General features: G+C 62.3%; 20 protein-coding genes. 16 read left to right on the top strand and 4 right to left on the bottom strand.

From position 1 onward, the window contains the following. Positions 1–130: 130 nt before the first annotated feature. Positions 131–1,027, top strand: coding sequence for a metallophosphoesterase (locus EOC83_RS12730; RefSeq protein WP_063169199.1), 897 nt, complete (start codon positions 131–133; stop codon positions 1,025–1,027). Positions 1,028–1,039: 12 nt separating this feature from the next. Here EOC83_RS12730 and EOC83_RS12725 read toward each other — a convergent pair whose 3' ends face one another. Next, positions 1,040–2,290: a cellulase family glycosylhydrolase gene (locus EOC83_RS12725; RefSeq protein ID WP_063170356.1), complete on the bottom strand. Its 1,251-nt coding sequence runs from the start codon at positions 2,288–2,290 to the stop codon at positions 1,040–1,042. Between the two features lie 57 nt (positions 2,291–2,347). Here EOC83_RS12725 and ybgC point away from each other — a divergent pair, with 57 nt between their 5' ends. From ybgC to ftsH, 10 genes are all read left to right on the top strand, one after another. Continuing rightward, positions 2,348–2,818 carry a tol-pal system-associated acyl-CoA thioesterase gene (ybgC, locus tag EOC83_RS12720; protein ID WP_013529144.1) on the top strand — a complete coding sequence of 157 codons (471 nt, stop codon included), beginning with the start codon at positions 2,348–2,350 and terminating at the stop codon, positions 2,816–2,818. Between the two features lie 399 nt (positions 2,819–3,217). Then, positions 3,218–3,928, top strand: coding sequence for a protein TolQ (gene tolQ / locus EOC83_RS12715; RefSeq protein WP_013529145.1), 711 nt, complete (start codon positions 3,218–3,220; stop codon positions 3,926–3,928). A 10-nt stretch (positions 3,929–3,938) separates the two neighbouring features. Further along, positions 3,939–4,391, top strand: a complete 453-nt coding sequence (tolR, locus tag EOC83_RS12710) for a protein TolR (protein WP_013529146.1) — start codon at positions 3,939–3,941, stop codon at positions 4,389–4,391. A 7-nt stretch (positions 4,392–4,398) separates the two neighbouring features. Next, complete coding sequence (locus EOC83_RS12705) at positions 4,399–5,556, top strand: TonB family protein (protein ID WP_013529147.1); 1,158 nt, start codon at positions 4,399–4,401, stop codon at positions 5,554–5,556. A gap of 40 nt (positions 5,557–5,596) precedes the next feature. Next, positions 5,597–6,907 carry a Tol-Pal system beta propeller repeat protein TolB gene (tolB, locus tag EOC83_RS12700; protein ID WP_013529148.1) on the top strand — a complete coding sequence of 437 codons (1,311 nt, stop codon included), beginning with the start codon at positions 5,597–5,599 and terminating at the stop codon, positions 6,905–6,907. 39 nt (positions 6,908–6,946) lie between these two features. Then, on the top strand, positions 6,947–7,297 hold the full coding sequence (locus EOC83_RS12695) for a four helix bundle protein (RefSeq protein ID WP_224618753.1): 351 nt from the start codon (positions 6,947–6,949) through the stop codon (positions 7,295–7,297). Between the two features lie 270 nt (positions 7,298–7,567). Next, on the top strand, positions 7,568–8,074 hold the full coding sequence (pal, locus tag EOC83_RS12690; protein ID WP_013529149.1) for a peptidoglycan-associated lipoprotein Pal: 507 nt from the start codon (positions 7,568–7,570) through the stop codon (positions 8,072–8,074). A 220-nt stretch (positions 8,075–8,294) separates the two neighbouring features. After that, a complete protein-coding gene (ybgF, locus tag EOC83_RS12685; protein WP_027162518.1) occupies positions 8,295–9,404 on the top strand; it encodes a tol-pal system protein YbgF in 1,110 nt (369 codons plus the stop codon). Positions 9,405–9,461: 57 nt separating this feature from the next. Beyond that, positions 9,462–10,835, top strand: coding sequence for a tRNA lysidine(34) synthetase TilS (gene tilS / locus EOC83_RS12680; RefSeq protein WP_063169198.1), 1,374 nt, complete (start codon positions 9,462–9,464; stop codon positions 10,833–10,835). A 125-nt stretch (positions 10,836–10,960) separates the two neighbouring features. Continuing rightward, positions 10,961–12,889 (top strand): ATP-dependent zinc metalloprotease FtsH, encoded by a 1,929-nt coding sequence (gene ftsH, locus EOC83_RS12675; protein ID WP_013529152.1) that lies wholly within the window; start codon positions 10,961–10,963, stop codon positions 12,887–12,889. A 246-nt stretch (positions 12,890–13,135) separates the two neighbouring features. Here the strand turns inward: ftsH and EOC83_RS12670 are convergent, their stop codons facing one another. Both EOC83_RS12670 and EOC83_RS12665 read right to left on the bottom strand, forming a co-directional pair. Further along, positions 13,136–13,588 carry a hypothetical protein gene (locus EOC83_RS12670; RefSeq protein WP_013529153.1) on the bottom strand — a complete coding sequence of 151 codons (453 nt, stop codon included), beginning with the start codon at positions 13,586–13,588 and terminating at the stop codon, positions 13,136–13,138. 242 nt (positions 13,589–13,830) lie between these two features. Continuing rightward, entirely contained in the window at positions 13,831–14,667 is an 837-nt protein-coding gene (locus EOC83_RS12665; RefSeq protein WP_063169197.1) for a hypothetical protein, read from the bottom strand. Between the two features lie 368 nt (positions 14,668–15,035). On the opposite strand from EOC83_RS12665, the gene glmM reads away from it, so the two are divergent. The 5 genes from glmM to serA all read left to right on the top strand — a co-directional run bounded on the left by glmM (position 15,036) and on the right by serA (position 21,584). Continuing rightward, positions 15,036–16,388, top strand: a complete 1,353-nt coding sequence (gene glmM, locus EOC83_RS12660) for a phosphoglucosamine mutase (protein WP_013529155.1) — start codon at positions 15,036–15,038, stop codon at positions 16,386–16,388. A gap of 249 nt (positions 16,389–16,637) precedes the next feature. Beyond that, positions 16,638–17,474, top strand: coding sequence for an outer membrane protein (locus EOC83_RS12655; RefSeq protein WP_013529156.1), 837 nt, complete (start codon positions 16,638–16,640; stop codon positions 17,472–17,474). Between the two features lie 225 nt (positions 17,475–17,699). Next, on the top strand, positions 17,700–18,539 hold the full coding sequence (locus tag EOC83_RS12650) for an outer membrane beta-barrel protein (protein ID WP_318011902.1): 840 nt from the start codon (positions 17,700–17,702) through the stop codon (positions 18,537–18,539). Between the two features lie 200 nt (positions 18,540–18,739). Beyond that, complete coding sequence (locus tag EOC83_RS12645; RefSeq protein WP_013529158.1) at positions 18,740–19,915, top strand: phosphoserine transaminase; 1,176 nt, start codon at positions 18,740–18,742, stop codon at positions 19,913–19,915. Positions 19,916–19,982: 67 nt separating this feature from the next. Further along, complete coding sequence (gene serA / locus EOC83_RS12640) at positions 19,983–21,584, top strand: phosphoglycerate dehydrogenase (protein WP_024502929.1); 1,602 nt, start codon at positions 19,983–19,985, stop codon at positions 21,582–21,584. A 57-nt stretch (positions 21,585–21,641) separates the two neighbouring features. Here serA and EOC83_RS12635 read toward each other — a convergent pair whose 3' ends face one another. Continuing rightward, positions 21,642–22,106: a DUF2231 domain-containing protein gene (locus EOC83_RS12635; protein WP_013529160.1), complete on the bottom strand. Its 465-nt coding sequence runs from the start codon at positions 22,104–22,106 to the stop codon at positions 21,642–21,644. Positions 22,107–22,194: the final 88 nt, after the last annotated feature.

Raw genomic sequence — 22,194 nt, 5'->3', positions numbered from 1 at the left:
CCGACAAAGGATCTGTGAGCGGCCTGCGCAAAATATCCTCGGCTTCGCCGGTTTGCCGGCGCATTCGTCGGCTCTGGTGGCGGTGCCATCCCGGGGCAATCTCGCTCCGATGGTTTGCCGGAGCCACGCAATGATCACCAGACGCGGGTTCCTGCGCTTCATCGGCGGGTCGATTCTGTCGGTTGCCGCGCTCAGCGCCTATGCGGCCGGCATAGAGCCGATGCTGCTGACGCATGTGAAACGCTATGCGCTAACGCCGCCGCATTGGCCTGATGGCCTGAAGCTGCGCATCGTCGCGCTTGCCGATATCCATGCCTGCCGGCCATGGATGACGCCGGAGCGGATCGCCTCACTTGTCGAAGACGCGAATGCCCTGCAGCCGGACGTGATCGTCCTGCTCGGCGATTATATCGCCGGCATGCCGTTGGTGACCGGCCCGGTGACGCCGTCGCAATGGGCCTCCGCCCTCTCGGACCTCAAGGCACCGCTCGGCGTGCTCTCGATTCTCGGCAACCATGACTGGTGGGCAGATGGCTTCGCGCAGCGCGCCGGGGCCGGCCCGACCGTAGCGGGCAAGGCCCTGGAGAAAGTCGGCATTCCGGTGCTGGAGAACGATGTCGTGCGCCTGGAAAAGGATGGGCATGGTGTGTGGATTGCCGGGCTCGCCGACCAGCTCGCTCTGCTGCCGACCAGGGACCGCCCCGGCTTTACCGGGCTGGACGATCTCGACGGCACGTTGGCCAAGGTCAGCGACGCATCGCCCATCATCCTGCTTGCGCACGAGCCGGATATTTTTCCGAAGGTGCCGTGGCGCGTCTCGCTGACCCTGTCCGGCCACACCCATGGCGGACAAATTCGGCTGTTCGGCTATTCGCCGGTCGTGCCATCGCGTTTCGGCAACCGCTACGCCTATGGCCACGTCGTCGAGAACGATCGCAATCTGATCGTCTCCGGCGGGCTCGGTTTCAGCATATTGCCGGTGCGTTTCGGGATGCGGCCGGAAATCCTGTCGATCGACCTTGGCTAAATCCAAATCGCCTCAGTGAAGCGATTTGATCGCGTCCATCACATCCGGCTCGGCCTTGTCGCCGTTGAAGGCATCGACGATGCCGAAGGCGCCGCCATAGCTCCACACCGACCATGAGAAGCCATGTGCTTCGGCACGCGCGATCATGTCCCTGACATAGGCGGCCCGATACCCAGCGGGCATCACATAGGAATTGCCGTATTCCTGGCGGATCATGCCGAACTCGCCCAGCGTGATGTTTCCAGGCTTGACGCCGTTGGCCCTCGCCCACGCCTCGACCTTTTCGAACGGCGCATCCATCAAGCCGAGCAGTCTGTCGGGGGTGTCCATGCTGGCGACCTGTTCGTCAAGATAGGCAAGCAGGCCGCTTTGCCGCGTCCATGGCGCCTCGGCCTTGATCCTGGCGCGGATGGTGTCGAGCGTCACGTCGAGCTGTGCCTTGGGCACCGCACTCAGCGGATAGGGCAGGCCAGTCACATAGGGGATGAAGTCTCCGGCCCAGGTTGCGCCCTGATGGGTGAGCAGAAACGGATCGTAGGAATGGAAGGTCCAGATGACGTTGTCGTCCGGAATCGTCTTCGGGTCGATCTTTTCCAACGAACTCGCGGCGGAATAGCAGGCGCCGGTCAGCACCAGGGTCAGTTTCGTAGCCGAGGATCGCGCCGCCGCGAACAGTTTGCGCTGGCGGTCCGGCCACAGGCTCGTGCCGTCGCTGTCGCAGTCCACGATCGGTTCGTTCATGGGCTCGAAGGCGACCTGGGCGGGATCTTCGCTGGCCAGCGTGCGGGCCATCTTGCGGACCATCTCGACATAGGCGTCGAAGGTCCGTGGGTCGCCCATCACTTCAGCCATTCCGATCTTGCGGCTGCCGCCGGCCGGGATCAGGTGCATGTCGACGATCACCTTGAGCCCGGCGCGGTTGATTATGCGCACCGAGTCCAGCACGCTGGCATAGAGATCGTCACGCAAGGCCACGGTCTGGTCGGACAGAAAGGGCGATGGATCGACCGGCATGCGCAGGAAATCGAAGCCGGCATCCTTCAACGCCTTGAGGTCGTCCTCCCCAAGGAATTTCCGCCACTCCGGATAGGGCAGGATGGCCTTGGCGTCGCCCCACTGGTCCTCGCCGGGCCAGGTGACCCACTGGTCGAGATTGAGGCCGCGCTTCATCGAGAATGTCGCGGTCTGGCCAGGCAGCGCCAAAGCCACCAACACGAACAGCGCCGCCATCAAAGTCTTGATCATCGCCGTCAACAGTGCCATCCGATGCTGTGTCACGCGGGAAACAGGTGCCTCGTCGGGGCTGAAAAAGGAAGCGCAATGGGCGATCATGGTGAATCGGCGACGCTGCTGGCCGGGCTTTCCGGTGCGCTGACGGCGTTCGGCCACCGGCTGATGGCGCGGGTCTATTATGCCGACACCGATTTCTCCGGCGTCGTCTATCATGCTCGCTATCTCGAATTCTTCGAACGCGGCCGCTCCGACTATCTCAGGCTGACCGGCGTGCACCACACAGAGCTTGCCGACGGCAAGCATGGCGAAAGAATAGTCTGGGTGGTGCGCCGCATGGAGATCGACTTTCGCGGCCCGGCCCGCATCGACGACATCCTGACCGTCGACACCCGCACCGAGGAGATTTCCGGCGCGCGCATCTTCATGGCGCAACAGCTCAAGCGCGGCGACGAGGTGCTGGTCGAGGCCAAGGTCGAGGCGGCGATCATCGGCGAGAATGGCCGCCCAAGGCGCTTTCCCAAGGAATGGGTGGCGGCATTCATGCCCCGGATGGGATGATATTCAGGTGATGCCGGCCTGCAAACGGTGATTCCCTGCGCTTCCGGTGCTCGGGTGCTTCAAGTACCCTCCGCTCCGGTTCTCGGAAACCGCCGCTTTCGGCTCGGCCTGACCTGAATCTCAACCCATCCTGACTTCGCGCTTGGATGATGGCGTTACAACTGTGCGGGCGTGGCAATGCGCCGCGCCTTATATACTAACCCATCCTTAACCATAACGGTTCATGAAGAGATTGGTGAAGATTGGCGTTATCGAACGCCTTCCTTTCACCAATATTTGCCCTGAAAAGGCCGACAACGGCACAGTTTGGGGTTGTTCCGGTAGCTTCGTGCGAACCGACCACAAGGGATGCCAGGGGCCAGCCGCCAGCTTCGCCCGGAAAATCTTAAGGACGTAACGATGGAAAATATCGCACTCGCCGATCCGGGCGCGCAATTGTCGGTTTGGTCGCTGTTCGTTTCGGCCAGCTGGGTGGTCAAGCTGGTCATGATCGGCCTGCTCTGCGCCTCGGTCTGGACCTGGGCGATCATCGTCGACAAGCTGGTTTCCTATGCCCGCATGCGGCTGGCGCTCAACCGGTTCGAGCAGGTGTTCTGGTCGGGGCAGTCGCTGGAGGAGCTTTACCGCACGCTCGCCGATCGCAAGACCACCGGCATGGGCGCCATTTTCGTGGCGGCCATGCGCGAGTGGAAGAAGAGTTTCGAGAAGGGCGCCAAGTCGCCGCTCGGCCTGCAAACCCGCATCGACAAGGCGATGGACCTGGCGCTGACCCGCGAGATGGAAAAGCTGGAAGGCCGCCTCGGCTTCCTTGCCACCACCGGCTCGGCGGCACCCTTCATCGGCCTGTTCGGCACCGTCATCGGCATCATGACGTCGTTTCAGGCGATCGCCGGCTCCAAGAATACCAGTCTCGCCGTGGTTGCGCCGGGCATCGCCGAAGCGCTGCTGGCGACGGCCATCGGCCTGCTCGCCGCCATTCCCGCCGTCATCGCCTACAACAAGCTGTCGTCCGATGCGAGCAAGATAGCCGTGCGCATGGAAGGGTTCTCCGACGAGTTCTCCGCCATACTCTCGCGCCAAATCGATGAAAAAGTGGCCCCCAAGGCCTGAGGAGTAGCAGATGGGTATGTCCATGGGCATGGCAGGACGCGGCGGGCGCGGCCACAGGCGGCGCGGCCGTCACCATGCACTGATGTCCGAGATCAACGTCACGCCGATGGTCGACGTGATGCTGGTGCTGCTGATCATCTTCATGGTCGCGGCGCCAATGCTGACGGTCGGCGTGCCGATCGACCTGCCGGATACGCAGGCTAAGGCGATGAATGCCGACACGCAGCCGATCACCGTCTCGATCAACGCCGCCGGCCAGATTTACCTGCAGGAAACCGAAATCCCGATCGAGGAACTGGTAGCCAAGCTGCAGGCAATTTCCAAGACCGGCTATGAGGAGCGCATCTTCATCCGCGGCGACAAGTCCACCGACTATGGTACGGCGATGAAGGTGATGGCCCGCATTTCGGCCGCCGGCTACAAGAACATCGGCCTGGTTTCACTGCAGGAACAGGACCAGTAGACGCGCGATGAAGACCGGCCTCACCACATCGGTGATCTTGCATACGGCGGCGCTGACCTTCGGCCTGTTCACGCTGACGGCGCCGGCGGCACTTCCGTCGTCCGACGTCGAGTCGGTCGCGGTCGATATCGTGCCGATGGAAGCCATTGCGCAGACGTTGCAGGGCGACAAAAAGGCCGTGATGCATGAAAAGCCGGCCCCTGTGCCGACGCAGCGCCCGGACATTGTGCCGGATGCGCAGAAGGTCGGTGAGAACAGTGTCGATACCGACAAGCCGATAACGCCGGAAGCCAAGCCCAAGCCCGTCGACATGACCTCGGCTCCGCCGCCCGCACCGACCCCGATCGAAAAGCCGAAGCCTGAGGACGTGCCGAAGCCGCAGGAGAAGCCCAAGCCTACCCCGGCAACGGAAGTGGCGCCGGCGCCGACGCCCAAGGAAGAGGTCAAGCCCGAGCCGGTCAAGCAGGCCGATCCCAAGCCGACACCGGCCAAGCCGGCGCCGACCCCGCCGCCGCAGGACAAGACCGCTGCCATCGATCCGACGCCCGAGGTCAAGCCCGACGCCGTCGCTGAAGCCATAGCGCAGGAGCCGCCCGCCGAGGCGACGCAGCTGCCGGATTCCGCTCCCGCGCCGGAAGCGCGGCCGAAGCCGCAGCCGGCGCAGGCCGAAAGCGCCAAGGCGCCGGAGCGCAAGGACGCCGACAAGCCGGTCAAGGAAGCGTCGTCGAAGCCGAAATCCGATGACAAGCAATTCAACGCCGACGAGATCTCCGCGCTCCTCGACAAGCAGAAACCATCCGGCGGCGGCGCCAAGCGCTCGACCCAGCAGGCGTCGCTCGGCGGCGACAAGGACCAAGGTCAGAAGCTCTCCAGGTCCGAAATGGGTGCCCTGGAAAGCCAGCTCGGCGGCTGCTGGACCCTTCCTGTCGGCCTTGAAGGTTCCGAGAACTTCCTCGTCGTGGTGCGGTTCAACCTGGATGCATCCGGTAAGCTGGACGGGCGCCCGGCGGTCGAAAAGTCGAGCGGAAATCGCCAGTTCGACGAAAGTGCCGTTCGTGCGGTGCAAAAATGCGATGTCACCGGCCTGCAAGTTCCCGCCGGCAAGCAGGACATCTGGGCCGACGTCCGCGTCACCTTCGATCCAAGGGAGATGCTCGGCCTCTAAGGCCCTGTCATCCGAAAATCAGTACGAGAAGCGAGAAGACATGAAATCAATCCTCAAGCCGCTCCTGATGGTCGCAGCAATGGCGATGGGCATGACCGCGGCAGGCACGTTGCCGGCGCTGGCGCTCGTCGAGCTCAACGTCAACAAGGGCAACGTCGAGCCGCTGCCGATCGCCATCACGGATTTCCAGGGCGGCGACGCGCTTGGGGCGCAGATTTCGCAGATCGTCACCGCCGATTTGAAGCGTTCGGGTCTGTTCGCTCCGATCGACAAGAGCGCCTTTATCGAGAAAATCACCAACCCCGATGCAGCACCGCGCTTCGACGACTGGAAGGTGATCAACGCTCAGGCGCTGGTCACGGGCAGCGTCAGCAAGGAAGCCGACGGCCGCATCCGCGCCCAGTACCGGTTGTGGGATACCTTTGCCGGCCAGCAGATGGCTGGCGAGCAGTTCTTCGCCAACGATGCCAATCAGCGGCGTGTCGCCCATATCATCGCCGACGCCATCTATGAGCGGCTGACCGGCGAAAAAGGCTATTTCGACACCCGCGTCGTCTTCATCGACGAATCCGGCGCCAAGAATGCGCGCAAGAAGCGCCTCGCGATCATGGACCAGGACGGCGCCAACGTCCGCTATCTTTCGGACGGCAGGTCGATCGTGCTGACGCCGCGTTTCTCGCCGAACCGGCAGGAAATCACCTACATGTCCTATGAAAGCGGTCAGCCGCGGGTGTACCTGCTGCAGATCGAGACCGGCCAACGCGAACTGGTCGGCAATTTCCCAGGCATGACCTTTGCGCCGCGCTTTTCGCCCGATGGCCAGAAGGTGATCATGAGCCTGCTGCGCGACGACGGCAATTCCAACATCTTCGCCATGGACCTGCGCAGCCGCTCGACGACGCGGCTGACCAACTCGACCGCCATCGACACCTCGCCGTCCTATTCGCCCGACGGCAGCAAGGTGGTGTTCACCTCCGACCGTGGCGGCCGCGCACAGATCTACGTGATGGGCGCCGACGGTTCGGGCCAGACCCGTATCTCCTTCGGCGACGGCGTCTATTCGACACCGGTATGGTCGCCGCGCGGCGACCTGATTGCCTTCACCAAGCAGACCGGCGGCGAATTCCAGATCGGGGTCATGAAGACCGATGGATCGGGTGAGCGCATCCTCTCCTCCGGCTTCCAGCAGGAGGGACCGACCTGGGCGCCGAATGGCCGCGTGCTGATGTTCTTCCGCGATTCCGCCGGTGGCCCCAAACTGGTTTCGGTCGATCTGACCGGACGCAACGAGCAATCGATCCCGACGGCGAACTTCGCTTCGGACCCTGCCTGGTCGCCGCTGCTGGAGTAAGAGACGAACTGAGGAACTGGGGAATTGAAGAACTGAAGAATGGAGAAGGCGGGCGGCCACATCAAGCGTGCGAAGGATCTAGAGGTTTATAAGCGCGCTTATGTGGTCTCTCTTGACGTGCATAAAGCTACGCTCGCCTTCCCGAAAATGGAGCAATACGCACTGGCTGATCAGTTGCGTCGCTCCAGCAAGGGAATCTGCGCCAATTTGGCTGAGGGATTTGCCAAGCAGACTCACTCCAAACCCGAATTCGCGCGGTTCATTTCGATGGCAATGGGTCATGCAGCGAAGTGGAGACGTGGATTTCCTAAGCGTTCGACCTTGGATACATCAGCCAGGCACAACACGACGATTGGCTGCGATCCTATGCCCATATCTACGGCATGCTGATCAATCTGAGAGAAAAGCTGAAGTGAATTCTCTCTTCAGTTCCTCAATTCCCCAACTCTTCAATTCCTCTTTTCCATCTCTTTGTCGCGTTTTGGCCGTATTTCCGCCTAGGGTCCGCGCCAACTGTGGCTCATGGCCAATGGCTGCGGACGGGCAGCTTAAACCAAAATTTAACCGTGTTTCTTGAATGCCGGTTAACCCAAACGTGGTTACTGGGTGATCAACGAAATCACTCAAATTAGACCACTCGAATTACGAAGGAGAGGCGGCATGGGCCGTATTGCAGCACTTACCAGAAACCCGGTCATGATCGCGCTGGTGGCGATGCTCGCCATCGCCGGTTGCGCCTCGAAAAAGACGCCGAACAACGCGGCCGATCTTGGCCTTAACGGCGCCGGCGCCGCAACACCCGGATCGGCGCAGGACTTCACCGTCAACATTGGCGACCGCATCTTCTTCGATACGGACTCGACCTCGATCCGTGCCGACGCGCAGACGACGCTCTCGCGCCAGGCACAGTGGCTGAACCAGTACAAGCAGTATGCCATCGTCGTCGAAGGCCATGCCGACGAACGCGGAACGCGCGAATACAATCTGGCGCTCGGCGCCCGCCGCGCAGCCGCTACCCGTGACTTCCTTGTCGCCAAGGGCGTCTCGGCCAGCCGTCTCAAGACCATTTCCTACGGCAAGGAACGTCCGGTCGCGGTTTGCGACGACATCTCTTGCTGGTCGCAGAATCGCCGCGCGGTCACTACGCTTAGCGGCGCTGGCTCCTGAGGCATCATGGACCGGCGCGTCAAAGGACGCGTGGCCGTCTAGCGGTAAAAATGCAACATACTTGTGCGAAAGGCGGCCTTGGGGCCGCCTTTTTCATATCCGGATGCCCGAAACAAAATTTGGCCGAAGTCTCGGCTCCTGCTATGAGCCGAGGGCGCTTGGCTGGTCCCATTCTGATTGGAAGGCGCGAACAAGCTAACGAAATCACTGCGAGAGGCACATGCATTTGAGATCGGTTCTGAGCGGCACGCTTGCGCTGCTGCTCCTATCAGGCGTCACCGCCCTGGCTAGCGGCACCGGGGCGAGCGGCACAGGGCAATCAACCGACAGCGGCTTTACCTTCCATCTTCCCAGTATCGAATTGCCCGGCTTTTTTGGTCAAAAGAAGAAACCGGACCAGGTTCAGCTGGTGCAGTCCGATCCTACCGCTGTCACCAGCCTGGAAGAGCAGCTGCGGCAGATGAACGGCAAGATCGAGGAACTCAATTTCCAGGTCCTGCAAATGCAGGAGCAGATCCGCAAGCAGCAGGAAGATAATGAATTCCGCTTCCAGCAGCTGGAAGGTGGCGGCACGCAAGGCGGACAGCCGCCGGCGCAGAAGAAATCGGACGCCACCACCGGCACCGACAACAACGTGGCGGCGGCCCCGGCAACACGGGCGCCGGCCGATGCCGGCGCCGAGCCCGCCAACGATCAATCGGCAGTCGGCAAGACGGTCGAGGACGTCATCGTCGAATCTCCGGATGGCGACCCCGGCAAGGTTATTCCCGGTACGGGAGCGCCGGAAAAGACCTTCGGCAGCATCACCGTCGACAAGAACGGCAATGTCATCGATGCCGGCGGCAACACACAATCGACCGCGCCGGCGCAGGATACCGCGCCAGTCGCCGGGGCGGCGCCCAAGGCCGGCAAATCCGATACGGTGGTCGCGGCGTTGCCCGCCACCAACAATCCGGAAGAGCTCTACCGCAACTCATACCAGTTCATCCTCTCGGGCGACTACGGCACCGCCGAGCAGGGTTTTCGCGACCACATCGCCCGCTTCCCCAAGGATGCGAAGGCCGCGGACGCGCATTACTGGCTGGGCGAGTCATTGCTCGGCCAGCAGAAATACCGCGATGCGGCCGAGACGTTCCTTGCCGCCAGCAAGGACTACCCCAAGGCCAAGAAAGCTCCCGATATGTTGCTGAAGCTCGGCGTGTCGCTGGTCGGCCTCAAGCAGCATGACGTTGCCTGCGCCACTTTCAGCGAGGTCGGCAAGCGCTACCCCGATATTTCCAGCGCGCTCAAGGAACGCGTCAAGCAGGAGAAGGCTCTGGCTGCCTGCTGATCCTTGTCATACATGTCGTTGTCCTGAAACCGGGATCACTTTTGGGCGACATGCATCATGCTCGACACCGAGCCGGACCTCTCGACTAACCCTTTTTCGCATATCGATTTTACCAGCGGCGCTGTTGCGGCCGTGTCCGGCGGCAGCGACTCGACCGCCCTGCTCCTTCTTCTCAAACACCATCTCGAACGTAGGGCGCCGGCAACCAGGCTGCTGGCGGTGACGATCGACCACGGTTTGCGGTCCGGTTCGGCTGCGGAAGCGCAAACAGTGGCGAAGCTGTGCGCCAGGCTCGGAATTTCACACCGCATCCTGACATGGTCGGGTCCAAAGCCATCGACCGGTCTGCCCGCCGCCGCTCGCGAGGCGCGCTACCGGCTGCTAGCCGAGGCGGCACAAGCGGAAGGCATCGGCATGATCCTCACCGGCCATACCGCCGACGACCAGGCGGAAACGGTGCTGATGCGGCACGCGCGGGACGAGGGCCAAGGCCATGCCGGCATGGCCGGCCGGGGACTTGCCGGCATGGCGCCGGCCACCCTCTATGACTGGCGCATTTGGATCGTGCGGCCGCTCCTCGGCGTGCGGCGCGCGGCATTGCGCGACGTCCTGCGCCGTCAAAATGTCGGCTGGGCTGACGATCCGACCAATGACGACGCGGCTTTCGAGCGGCCGCGTGTGCGGGCCGCACTTGCCGGCGAGAGTGTCGAGCATGTGAAGGGCATGTTGATGCTCGCGGGCCAGGCCGCCCTCGAGCGCAGGCAGCTTGGCGCCAGCGCAGCCGGTTTGATCGATGGCTTCGCCAGCCAGCCAGCCATCGGCCTCATCCGCCTCGACCCGTGCCTGCTCTCCTCCGGTGACGAGCAGGCGGCCGTCTATGCGTTGCGCATCCTTCTGGCCACGACCGGCGGGATTGCCTTCCTGCCGGATCAGGCCCGCAGCGAGGCTCTGTTCGGTCGGCTGAGGGCTGGATTTCTTTGCGCCACATTGTCGCGGACGGTTGTCGATTCCCGGCGCTCCGGCATATTCCTGCGCCGCGAGGCGCGCGGACTGCCCGCCGCCGCTGCCGCCACCGGCAGCACCCTGTGGGACGGCCGCCGGCACATCACATTGAACGACAGCAGCAGCGCATTGTTGATTGCCCCGTTAGGCACGGCAGCGGCGAAACGGCTCGCGACGGGTGAAGGAAAAACCCCGTCGAGCCTGATGCGCGCCGCGCTCGCGGCCGAACCGGCGGTGTGGCAGGCCGGTGAATGCCTTGGTTTGCCTGGATATGGACTGAAGTCCGCGACGGTGGAAGTGCGGCCGGTCGTTGCCCCCTTCGGCCGCTTCCTGCCATCCTTCGACCTAGCGCTGGCGCGGGCCGTCGCCGGGCTGATTGGCGCGGCCCCGGTCCCGCCCTTGCCTTTCAGCGGCCACAGTGCCGGCTGAGGGTTGCGCGAAAGCTTAACCCAGACGTGCTGTTCTGCTTGGCAAGGGGGGACGCTCTCCCTATGTTAGGCGCAAGTTTCCTCTCATGACGCGTGTCCGCCTCGCGGACGCCAACGGGACAATTGATGAATCCGAACTATCGCAACCTCGCGCTCTGGGCGATCATAGCGGTCCTGCTCATAGCCCTGTTCAATTTGTTCCAGACGCCGCAGACGCGAGGGGCTTCCAGCGATGTGCCTTATTCGCAGTTCCTGCAGGATGTCGCGGCGGGGCGGGTCAAGACGGTGACCATTGCTGGCGCTCGTATCAGCGGCACCTACACCGACAATTCCAGCGGTTTCCAGACCTATTCGCCCGGCGATCCTTCGCTGGTCTCGCGGCTGCAGGACAAGAACGTCACCATCAATGCACGGCCTGAAACGGACGGTTCCAATTCGCTGTTCGGCTATTTGATCTCCTGGCTGCCGATGATCCTCATCCTCGGCGTCTGGATATTCTTCATGCGCCAGATGCAGTCCGGCTCCGGCCGCGCGATGGGCTTCGGCAAATCGAAGGCCAAGCTGCTCACCGAAGCGCATGGCCGCGTCACTTTCCAGGACGTTGCCGGCGTCGACGAAGCCAAGGAAGATCTGGAAGAGATCGTCGAGTTCCTGCGCGATCCGCAGAAGTTCCAGCGGCTCGGCGGCAAGATTCCGCGCGGCGTGCTGCTCGTCGGCCCTCCGGGAACCGGCAAGACGCTGCTCGCGCGCTCGGTTGCCGGCGAAGCCAATGTGCCGTTCTTCACCATTTCCGGTTCTGACTTCGTCGAGATGTTCGTCGGCGTCGGTGCAAGCCGCGTCCGCGACATGTTCGACCAGGCCAAGAAGAACGCGCCCTGCATCATCTTCATTGACGAAATCGACGCAGTCGGCCGTCATCGCGGCGCCGGCCTCGGCGGCGGCAATGACGAACGCGAGCAGACGCTGAACCAGCTGCTGGTCGAGATGGACGGTTTCGAATCCAACGAAAGCATCATCCTGATCGCTGCCACCAACCGGCCCGACGTGCTCGATCCGGCACTGCTCAGGCCAGGCCGCTTCGACCGCCAGGTCGTGGTGCCGAACCCTGACATCGTCGGCCGCGAGAAGATCCTCAAGGTGCATGTGCGCAACGTGCCGCTGGCGCCCAACGTCGACCTCAAGGTGATCGCGCGCGGCACGCCTGGCTTCTCCGGCGCCGACCTGATGAACCTCGTCAACGAATCCGCGCTGATGGCGGCACGACGCAACAAGCGCCTCGTCACCATGGCTGAATTCGAGGACGCTAAGGACAAGATCATGATGGGCGCCGAGCGCCGCTCGTCGGCCATGACGCAGGCCGAGAAGGAACTGACCGCCTACCATGAGGCCGGCCACGCCATCCTCGCGCTCAACGTGCCGTCGGCCGATCCGCTGCACAAGGCCACCATCATCCCGCGCGGCCGTGCACTCGGCATGGTCATGCAGTTGCCCGAAGGCGACCGCTATTCGATGAGCTACAAATACATGATCTCGCGGCTCGCCATCATGATGGGCGGCCGTGTCGCCGAGGAGTTCAAGTTCGGCAAGGAGAACATCACCTCCGGAGCTTCTTCGGATATCGAGCAGGCGACCAAGCTGGCGCGTGCCATGGTCACGCGCTGGGGCTTTTCCGACAAGCTCGGCCATGTCGCCTATGGCGACAACCAGGAAGAAGTGTTCCTTGGCCATTCGGTGGCACGCACGCAGAACGTCTCGGAAGAAACGGCGCAGATCATCGACGCCGAAGTGCGCCGCCTGATCGATGAGGCCTATTCGTCGGCGAAGTCCATCCTGACCAAGAAGAAGAAGGAATGGATCGCGCTGGCTCAGGGCCTGCTGGAATACGAGACGCTGTCCGGCGAGGAGATCAAGCAGTTGATCGCCGGCCACAAGCCCGCACGCGACCTCGGCGACGATACGCCGCCAAGTCGTGGCTCGGCCGTGCCGAAGTCCGGCGGCCGCCGCAAGAAGGGTCCTGAGCCCGAAGGCGGTATGGAACCACAGCCGTCGAGCTGAGTTCGGCCACCGATTTCATCGAACGCCGCGGCTTGCTCCGCGGCGTTTTTTGTTTTTGGCGTTGGGGAGGAGTTGTCCGCGACCTCGCATCTGCGACGGTGACGATTGGCGAAAGTCTAGGTGATAGCCAATCTCCCCCACAAGGGGGAGATTGGCAACGTCGCCGCTGGCGTGCCCTCGAAGGCAACAAAAAGGCCCGCGAACCCTGCGGTTCGCAGGCCTTCTCTTCTTCAGATGTCTTGTCGCTCAGCTCTTCAGCTTGGCATTGCACAGGCTGTAATAACCGCCGCCCTTCTGGATCCAGCGAAGGCCGTTCAACGTGCCCGCGTCCTTGTTGCCATGGTAGCCCTGGAGACAGGTCTTCATGCGCGCCTTCGCGGGCTTTTCGGTCTTGAACTCGGCGGCCAGCGTGGTCGGAAATGTCACGCCCGCGGGCGCTACAGTGGGGGCGACCGCCGCGCTGGTTTCTTTTTTCGTCTGCGGCTCGGTTTTGACCGTATCCTCGCTGACACTGTCCGCTGCTGATGTCGCGCACTTCTCCTTGCGAAAAGCCGTCCAGTCCATGCCGTTCAGAGTGCCGCCTTCCTTGGCTGTTCGATAGGTCTCGCCGCATTCCTTCATCGTCAGTGCGCTTGCGGGGGCGACGCTCCAAGCGACAAATGCGGTCGCAGCCAATACCGCCAATTTCAAACCGTGCATAAGACCCTCCTGGTTGATAATAAGTTTGACGTCTTTTTGTATATGGTTTGTTCTCTATATGTTCAACCAGAATCTTTACGGACTACCGATGAGCTTGGCGGTGGGCAGTGTAGGCGAATTGATGATGCCGGCAGCCCGGCGACATGCAGATGCGAGCAAGGCAGTGTGCGTCTTCGCGCAACAAAAAAGGCCCGCGCATCTTGCGATGCGCGGGCCTTTGTTTGGAGACTATGGCTAAGCGATCAGCTCTTCAGCTTGGCGTTGCACAGGCTGTAGAAGCCGCCGCCCTTCTGGATCCACTTCAGGCCGCCAAGCGAATTGGCGTCCTTGAGGGCATAGTACTGGTCGAGGCAGGTGTGCATACGGCCCTTTCCGGGGGTCTCGCTGGTATATTTCGGCGAGATCGCGGACGGGAAGGTGACGCCCTTGGGCGCAGCCGTCGTCGGCTTCGCCGGCTCCTTGGTGTAGCTCGCCTCGTCGGCGGCCGGCACGGTGTCGTCATCCGAGGCGGCTGCGCCGCACTCGGTCTTGCGGAAGTCGTTCCACTTCATGCCGTTCAGCGTGTTGGCCGTCTTGGCGGCCTGATACTTGGTGCTGCATTCGGCCATGCTCAGGCCCTTGCCGCCATTGTCTGCGGGAGCGGCGGGAGCCGCGGCGGCCTTGGTGGTCGCCGGCTTGGCGGCGGCAGCGGCGGATGCACCGGCGGCGCATTCGGATTTGCGGAAGTCGTTCCACTTCATGCCGTTCAGCGTGCCGGCAGCCTTCGCCGCCTGATACTTGGTGCTGCATTCCTTCGCCGTCAGGCCCTTGGCCGTGCTGTCGTCCGCCGCGGCGGCAGCCTTCGTGGTGTCGGTCGCTTTCTTGGCATCGGCCGGCTTGGCGTCGGTCGTCGCTGCGGCGTCGGTACCGCACTGAGCCTTGCGGAACTGGTTCCAGGTCGCTCCGGCCAGTGTCCCCGCATCCTTGGCGGCGTTATACTTCGTGCTGCACTCGGCCATCGTCAGTGCGTTGGCTGGCGCGGCCAGGAACAAGGTCGCGACGGCGAGGCCGGTCAAAGTGGCAAGTCGGTGGATGAGCATAGCGTTTCTCCGTTGCAGCAGCCCATGATACGTCCCTGCAAATCAATAACGCTCAACGGTCGGTTGCGCCAGATGCTAAGTGGCGTATATATCGCCGAAAATCGGCTTCTCCCGATAAGGTGATGAAATCGTTGTCCGTTGCCTGGTTCAGAGCAAGATTTTCCTGGTGCATCCGCGCTGAAAGGCTCGAATGACTTGTATATTGCAGCATGGCAGTCTGGGCATGTCAGGTTGCGGCCACGTTGTGTGCAGTGCACAACAATGGTTTTCTAAGGATTGGTAACGTATAATCACACAATGTGATCATAGCGCCCTGGCCACTTGTGGCATGACGTGCCGGGGAAGAAACGTCGAGGAAGCTGACTGGCATGGCAGGGAATTATTTCGGCACGGACGGCATTCGCGGACGCGCCAACAAGTTTCCGATGACCGCTGAAATCGCGATGCGGGTCGGCATGGCCGCCGGCCTTTCTTTCCAGCGCGGCAGCCATCGACATCGTGTCGTGCTCGGCAAGGACACCAGGCTTTCCGGTTATATGATCGAGAATGCCATGGTCGCCGGTCTTTGTGCCGCCGGCATGGACGTGTTCCTGCTCGGCCCGATCCCGACGCCGGCTGTCGCCATGCTGGTGCGTTCGCTGCGCGCCGATATCGGCGTCATGATCTCGGCCTCGCACAACCCCTATTACGACAACGGCATCAAGCTGTTCGGACCCGACGGCTACAAGCTCTCCGACGAGATCGAGGAGCGCATCGAGAGCATGCTCGACAGGGATATCGAACTGGCGCTCGCCGACTCCGACGGGCTTGGCCGCGCCAAGCGCGTCGACGGCGTGCATGACCGCTACATCGAATTCGCCAAGCGCACCTTGCCGCGCTCGATGTCGCTCGCGGGCTTGAGGATCGTCGTCGATTGCGCCAATGGCGCGGCCTACAAGGTGGCGCCCGAGGCGCTGTGGGAACTGGGCGCCGAAGTCGTCGCCATCAATGTCGAGCCCAACGGCTTCAACATCAACAAGGAATGCGGCTCGACCCACCCGGCCGGCCTGCAAAAGAAGGTGCACGAAGTGCGCGCCGATATCGGCATCGCGCTCGACGGCGACGCCGATCGCGTCGTCATCGTCGATGAAAACGGCGCGATCGTCGATGGTGACCAGATCATGGCGCTGATCGCCGAATCCTGGCACCAGAGCGGGCGGCTTGCCGGCGGCGGTGTCGTCTCAACCGTCATGTCCAATCTGGGCCTCGAACGCTTCCTCGGCGACATGAAGCTGCAATTGCACCGCACCAAGGTCGGCGACCGTTATGTCGTCGAGCATATGCGCGCGCATGGCTTGAATGTCGGCGGCGAACAGTCGGGCCATATCGTGCTGTCCGACTTTTCGACCACCGGCGACGGCCTGGTTTCGGCGCTGCAGGTGCTGGCCTGCATCAAGCGGCAGGGCCGGCCGGTCAGCGAACTGTCGAAGAAATTCGAACCCGTGCCGCAACTCCTGAAGAACGTTCACATTTCCGGCGGCAAGCCGCTCGAGGAGGCGCCGGTCAAGGCCGCCATCGAAGACGCGCGTAGCCGGCTCGGCAAGACCGGACGGCTGGTTATCCGGCCATCCGGGACAGAGCCGCTGATCCGCGTGATGGCCGAGGGCGACGACCCGCAACTGGTCGAGTCCGTGGTGAATGGCATCGTGGACATCATCTCGGAAACGCGCAGCGCCGCCTGACCCCCACAGCGCCCGGCAGGACGTCGTCGCCTGAACCTGTCCAAGGCCCGCCTCTCGGCGGGCTTTTTCTTGTCGGCTCCCAGTCTGTTCGCTGTTCGGAAATCTCGCGCCGGTCCCCAGAAGTTTCGAGATTCGTGGTTAAGCAACAGGGTTAAACGCCTTTTAACCTTTGCAATTCATTATCCACGACTGAAAGCCAATCGCATTTCGGGCGGGTTTGCCGTTCCGAGCTTCTCAGGGGTGACAAGCATGTTCAAGACAGCAAGAAAGGCCCTGCTCGCCTTACTGTTCGCAGGCCTGGCGGGGCCGTTGTTCGCGGCCGACCTGCCGGAACCGATCGTCGAAGAGGCTCCGCCTCAGGCCGTCTACGAGCAGCCGGTAGAAGTCGGCGGCTGGTATATCCGTGGCGACATCGACTATCACAAGTCGACCGTGCGCGGCATCGACTATATGACCTACACCGTCGATCCCTGTAACTGTACGGTTACGCCCGGCACCAGAAGCTTCGATTTCGGCAAGCTCAAGGGCGGTTTCTCGCTCGGCGCCGGCGTCGGCTACAAGATCAACGATCACTTCCGGACCGATTTGACCGCCGACTATTGGTTCAAGTCGAACTTCAACGGCGGCACCTCGGATATCAACGGTACTTCGACCGAAGTATCGAAGATGAGCGCCCTGCTACTGCTTGCCAACGCCTATGTCGATCTCGGCACCTACCATGGCATCACGCCTTACGTTGGCGCCGGCATCGGCGGCGCCCGCGTCAAGTGGGATGATGTCTACGACCCGAACACCACCGAGTTCAATCCCGGCAGATCAAGCTGGCGTTTCGCCTACGGTCTGATGGCCGGCGCTTCGTACTGCTTGACCGACAAGATCATTCTCGATGCCGGCTACCGCTTCTCCCATATCCAGGGCGGCCGCATGTTCGACTGGAACATCACCAGCTCCGGTCCCGGCTTCGATCGTGGCATCAACACACACGAAGTGCGCGGTGGCCTGCGTTACCAGTTCGGTGGCAACAACGGTTGCGCCGCGCCGGTCGTTGCCTACCAGCCCGAACCCGAGCCGATCTACACCAAGTAACAGCATCTACATTACTTGAATTCTTCACAAACCGCCCGGCCTCAGCCGGGCGGTTTTTCGTTGGCCGCCTGGAATCGACAGGGGAAATGAATTCGCTAACGCTCTGTTAGCCTTAACCGCCACTTAACCACTATGGTTAACAATGCTCCTTGAAACGATGGCTGCCGCTGCGATTGCGGGCTGCGCCAAATTCGGGAGTCGGGGACCATGAAACTTACATCGCGTATGGCGCTGGCGCTCGGTGCACTAGCCCTCCTGCCGCTGACGCCGGTGCACGCGGCCGACTACGATCCGCCGATCTATGTCGACCAGGCGCCCGACTACGTCCCGGTCGAGGTCGGCTCCGGCTGGTATCTGCGCGGTGATCTCGGCTATGCCTTCAACAAGCCCTATGAATTTTCGGAAACTCCGGCCGGTCTGGTTACGGATACCAGCCCGCTGTCTGGTTCGATAGGTATGGGCTACCATTTCAACGATTACTTCCGTGGTGAATTGAATTTCGGTCTGCTGCCGACAAGCAAATTCGCCAGCAAATTCGACAGTACTTGCGATGGAACGCAGACGGTGACTGTCACCAGCGGTGGCAGCACAAGCGCGTTCGCCGGCCCAAGCACCCGTGGATGCGAAGGCTCCAACGACGGCAACAACAAGGCCTACGATGTGATGGCCAGCGCCTTTGTCGACCTGGGCACTTATGTCGGCTTCACGCCCTATGTCGGAGGCGGTGTCGGCATAGCGTACAGCACCTACAAGTACGCTCAAGGCGCTCGCAACTGTCAGAATTCATCGACAACATCAGGTACAACCACGACCATCTTTGAATGCGACGATCCAAACGGCTATGATGGGACGACGCAGTCGGAGAAGCAGTTCAGCTTCGCCTATACGCTCGGCGCCGGCTTTGCTTATCAGGTCAGCAAGAATGTTGCAGTCGATGTCGGCTATCAATACACGGCTCTGCCTTCCGCGAAATACGTGACAGCAGACGCTGTCGGCAACCCTGAGTTCAAAAAGGGCCTCGATTATCATCAGGTCAAGGTCGGGCTGCGCTACGATCTCTGGTAGGCGCGGCGAGTACGAGGACCAGCACGGCGGATCATGGGGTCCGTCGTTTGCGTTTGAAGTCACGACATCCTGATCGGGGATCGCCGGTATCCCGGCAACGACAAAAACTTTCCTCTTGACGCCTGAAGCCCGAACGAATATCGCCGTCCGTGGGCCACCCCTCCCCAACGAGGGGCCACTATCTGGAAGGATAGACCACGATGACGACGCATACGAAGCCCGGACTCCGTCCGGCAAACCCCAATTTCTCCTCAGGTCCCTGCGCAAAGCGCCCCGGCTGGTCGGTCGAGGCGCTAAGAAATGCTGCGCTCGGCCGTTCCCACCGCGCCAAGATCGGCAAGACCAAGCTCGAACAGGCGATCGAGCTGACGCGGGAGATTCTCCAGGTCCCGGCGGGTTACCGCATCGGCATCGTGCCGGCGTCGGACACCGGTGCGGTCGAGATGGCGCTGTGGTCGCTGCTCGGCGAGCGCGGCGTCGACATGGTCGCCTGGGAGAGCTTTGGCTCCGGCTGGGTCACCGACGTGGTCAAGCAATTGAAGCTCGCCGACGTGCGCAAGATCGAAGCCGGCTACGGCGAGCTGCCTGATCTCACCAAGATCGATTTCGACCGCGATGTGGTGTTCACCTGGAACGGCACCACGTCGGGCGTTCGCGTGCCGAACGGCGATTTCATTCCCGCGGACCGCAAGGGCCTGACCGTCTGCGATGCGACTTCCGCCGCATTCGCGCAGAGGCTCGACTTCGAAAAACTCGATGTCGTCACTTTCTCCTGGCAGAAGGTGCTGGGCGGCGAGGGCGCTCACGGCATGCTGATCCTGTCGCCTCGCGCTGTCGAGCGGCTGGAAACCTACAAGCCCTCATGGCCGCTGCCGAAAATTTTCCGCCTGACCTCAGGCGGCAAGCTGATCGAAGGCATCTTCAAGGGCGAGACCATCAACACGCCCTCGATGCTGTGCGTCGAGGATTACCTCGATGCGCTCAACTGGGCGAAGTCGACCGGCGGCCTCGACGCGCTGATCGCCAGGGCGGATGCCAATGCGGCCGTCCTCGATCGCTTTGTCGGCAAGTCCTCCTGGCTCGGTCATCTCGCCGTCCAGCCGGCGACACGGTCGAACACGTCCGTCTGCCTGTCCTTCACCGATCCGGACGTGTCCGCGCTCGACGCCGACGGGCAGGCGGCCTTCGCCAAGGGGCTGGTGTCGGTGCTCGACAAGGAAGGCGTCGCCTATGATATCGGTGCCTATCGCGACGCACCGCCCGGCCTGCGCATCTGGTGCGGCGCGACGGTCGAGACGTCGGATCTCGAAGCGTTGCTGCCCTGGCTCGACTGGGCATTCGCCGCACAGAAGGCGTCGCTCAAAGCGGCGGCCTGAGATCATTCGCGGCGGCCTTCGGGCCGCCCACTCCCATCAGGATCAAATCCATTTCAAGGAGGCCGCCATGGCGCCCCGCGTTCTCGTCTCAGACAAACTCTCCCCCACCGCCGTGCAAATCTTCAAGGATCGTGGCGTCGAGGTCGACTATCTGCCCGATCTCGGCAAGGACAAGGATAAGCTCGCCGAAGTGATCGGCCAGTATGATGGCCTCGCCATCCGCTCGGCGACCAAGGTCACCGAAAAGCTGATCAACGCCGCTACCAATCTCAAAGTCATCGGCCGCGCCGGCATCGGCGTCGACAATGTCGATATCCCGGCGGCAAGCCGCAAGGGCATCATCGTGATGAACACGCCCTTCGGCAACTCGATCACCACAGCCGAACATGCGGTGGCGATGATCTTTGCGCTGGCGCGCCAGATCCCTGAAGCCAACGCCTCGACCCATGCCGGCAAATGGGAAAAGAACCGCTTCATGGGCGTCGAGATCACCGGCAAGACGCTGGGCGTCATCGGCTGCGGCAACATCGGTTCGATCGTCGCGACGCGCGGCGTTGGCCTCAAGATGCACGTCATCGCCTTCGATCCGTTCCTGTCGGACAGCCGTGCCGAGGAGCTTGGCGTCGACAAGGTCGAGCTCGACGAGCTGTTCGCCCGCGCCGATTTCATCACCCTGCACACGCCGCTGACCGACAAGACGCGCAACATCATCGATGCCGCGGCGATCGCCAAGATGAAGAAGGGCGTGCGCATCATCAATTGCGCACGCGGCGGTCTGATCGTCGAGGCCGATCTGGTCGCAGCGCTGAAGAGTGGCAAGGTGGCCGGCGCTGGCGTCGACGTCTTCGAGGTCGAACCGGCCGAGAACAACGAACTGTTCGGCATGGAGAATGTGGTGGCGACGCCGCATCTCGGCGCCTCGACGACGGAGGCCCAGGAGAATGTCGCGCTGCAGGTTGCCGAGCAGATGGCCGACTATCTGATCAAGGGCGCCGTCTCCAACGCCATCAACATGCCGTCGATCACCGCCGAGGAGGCGCCGCGGCTGAAGCCGTTCGTCAAGCTCGCCGAGGTGCTCGGCGCCTTTGTCGGCCAGGTCACCGAGGATCCGATCAAGGAGGTGGAGATCCTGTTCGACGGCTCGACCGCGACGATGAACACGCGCGCGCTGATCAGTGCAGCACTCGCCGGGCTGATCCGGCCTCAGGTCTCGGACGTCAACATGGTGTCGGCGCCGATCATGGTGAAGGAGCGCGGCATCATCGTGGCCGAGGTCAAGCGCGACAAGTCGGGCGTGTTCGACGGCTATATCAAGCTGACGGTGAAGACCGAGCACATGACGCGCTCGATCGCCGGCACATGCTTCTCGGATGGCAAGCCACGCTTCATCCAGATCAAGGGCATCAACCTCGATGCCGAGGTCGGCCAGCACATGCTCTACACCACCAATGCGGACGCGCCGGGCATCATCGGCCTGCTCGGCACCGTCTGCGGCGAGAATGGCGTCAACATCGCCAACTTCCAGCTCGGCCGCAACCGGCCGGGCGGCGATGCCATAGCGCTGCTCTATCTCGACGCGCCGTTCCCGGAAGCCGTGCTGGAAAAGGTCAAGGCGCACAAGTCGATCGACTCGGCCAAGCGGCTGCAGTTCGACGTCAACGCGATGTGATTGAGGACAGGCGGTCGCCGACCCACCTCGTTGACGCCGGCCGCCGCGGCGGCCGGTTCATGTCAACTCGTCCGAGCCATCGGAGACACCCACGCGATGTCGGTAGACCAGTTCCCAGCCCTTCCAGCCCGTAAACAGCAAGATGAGAACCACGATCAGCGATAGGACGATGCCGGTTGGCATCACGGCCGCCGCTCCGCCGGCATACCGCGAGTACCAGTTGTAAAGCTCGATCAACACGACGAGTACATTGCCGCCGGCATGGAGCCATGCCGTCGTGAGATTGCGGACCTGCACATCGCCGAGAACATCCGTCAAGCCAGCAAGCGCAGCCAGGGCAGCCATGATCAGGCCTGCGCCGAGAAGCCAAAGCGACCCGGTGACCCATCCAGGATCGGCTGTTCGCCAGAAGATAAGGTCGCAAACGAAGGTGCCGACAAAAAAGGCAATCGGAAACGGAATCAGCATCGGGTGGATAGGGTGACCAGCAATGCTTGCCGTGCTGCGAGGGTTGTGGCTCATCATGTCGCCTCCCTGGCGTTCAAACTCCGCTGGAGGTGAAATGTTCCAAGTAGGGGACGCGGCAGGATTCATGCCGCTGTTTCCGCGC

The sequence above is a fragment of the Mesorhizobium sp. Primo-A genome, from assembly GCF_003997175.1.
Lineage (GTDB): Bacteria > Pseudomonadota > Alphaproteobacteria > Rhizobiales > Rhizobiaceae > Mesorhizobium > Mesorhizobium ciceri.
The sequence above is the reverse complement of the archived record's forward strand: the minus strand, read 5'-3'. Positions and strand labels throughout refer to the sequence as shown.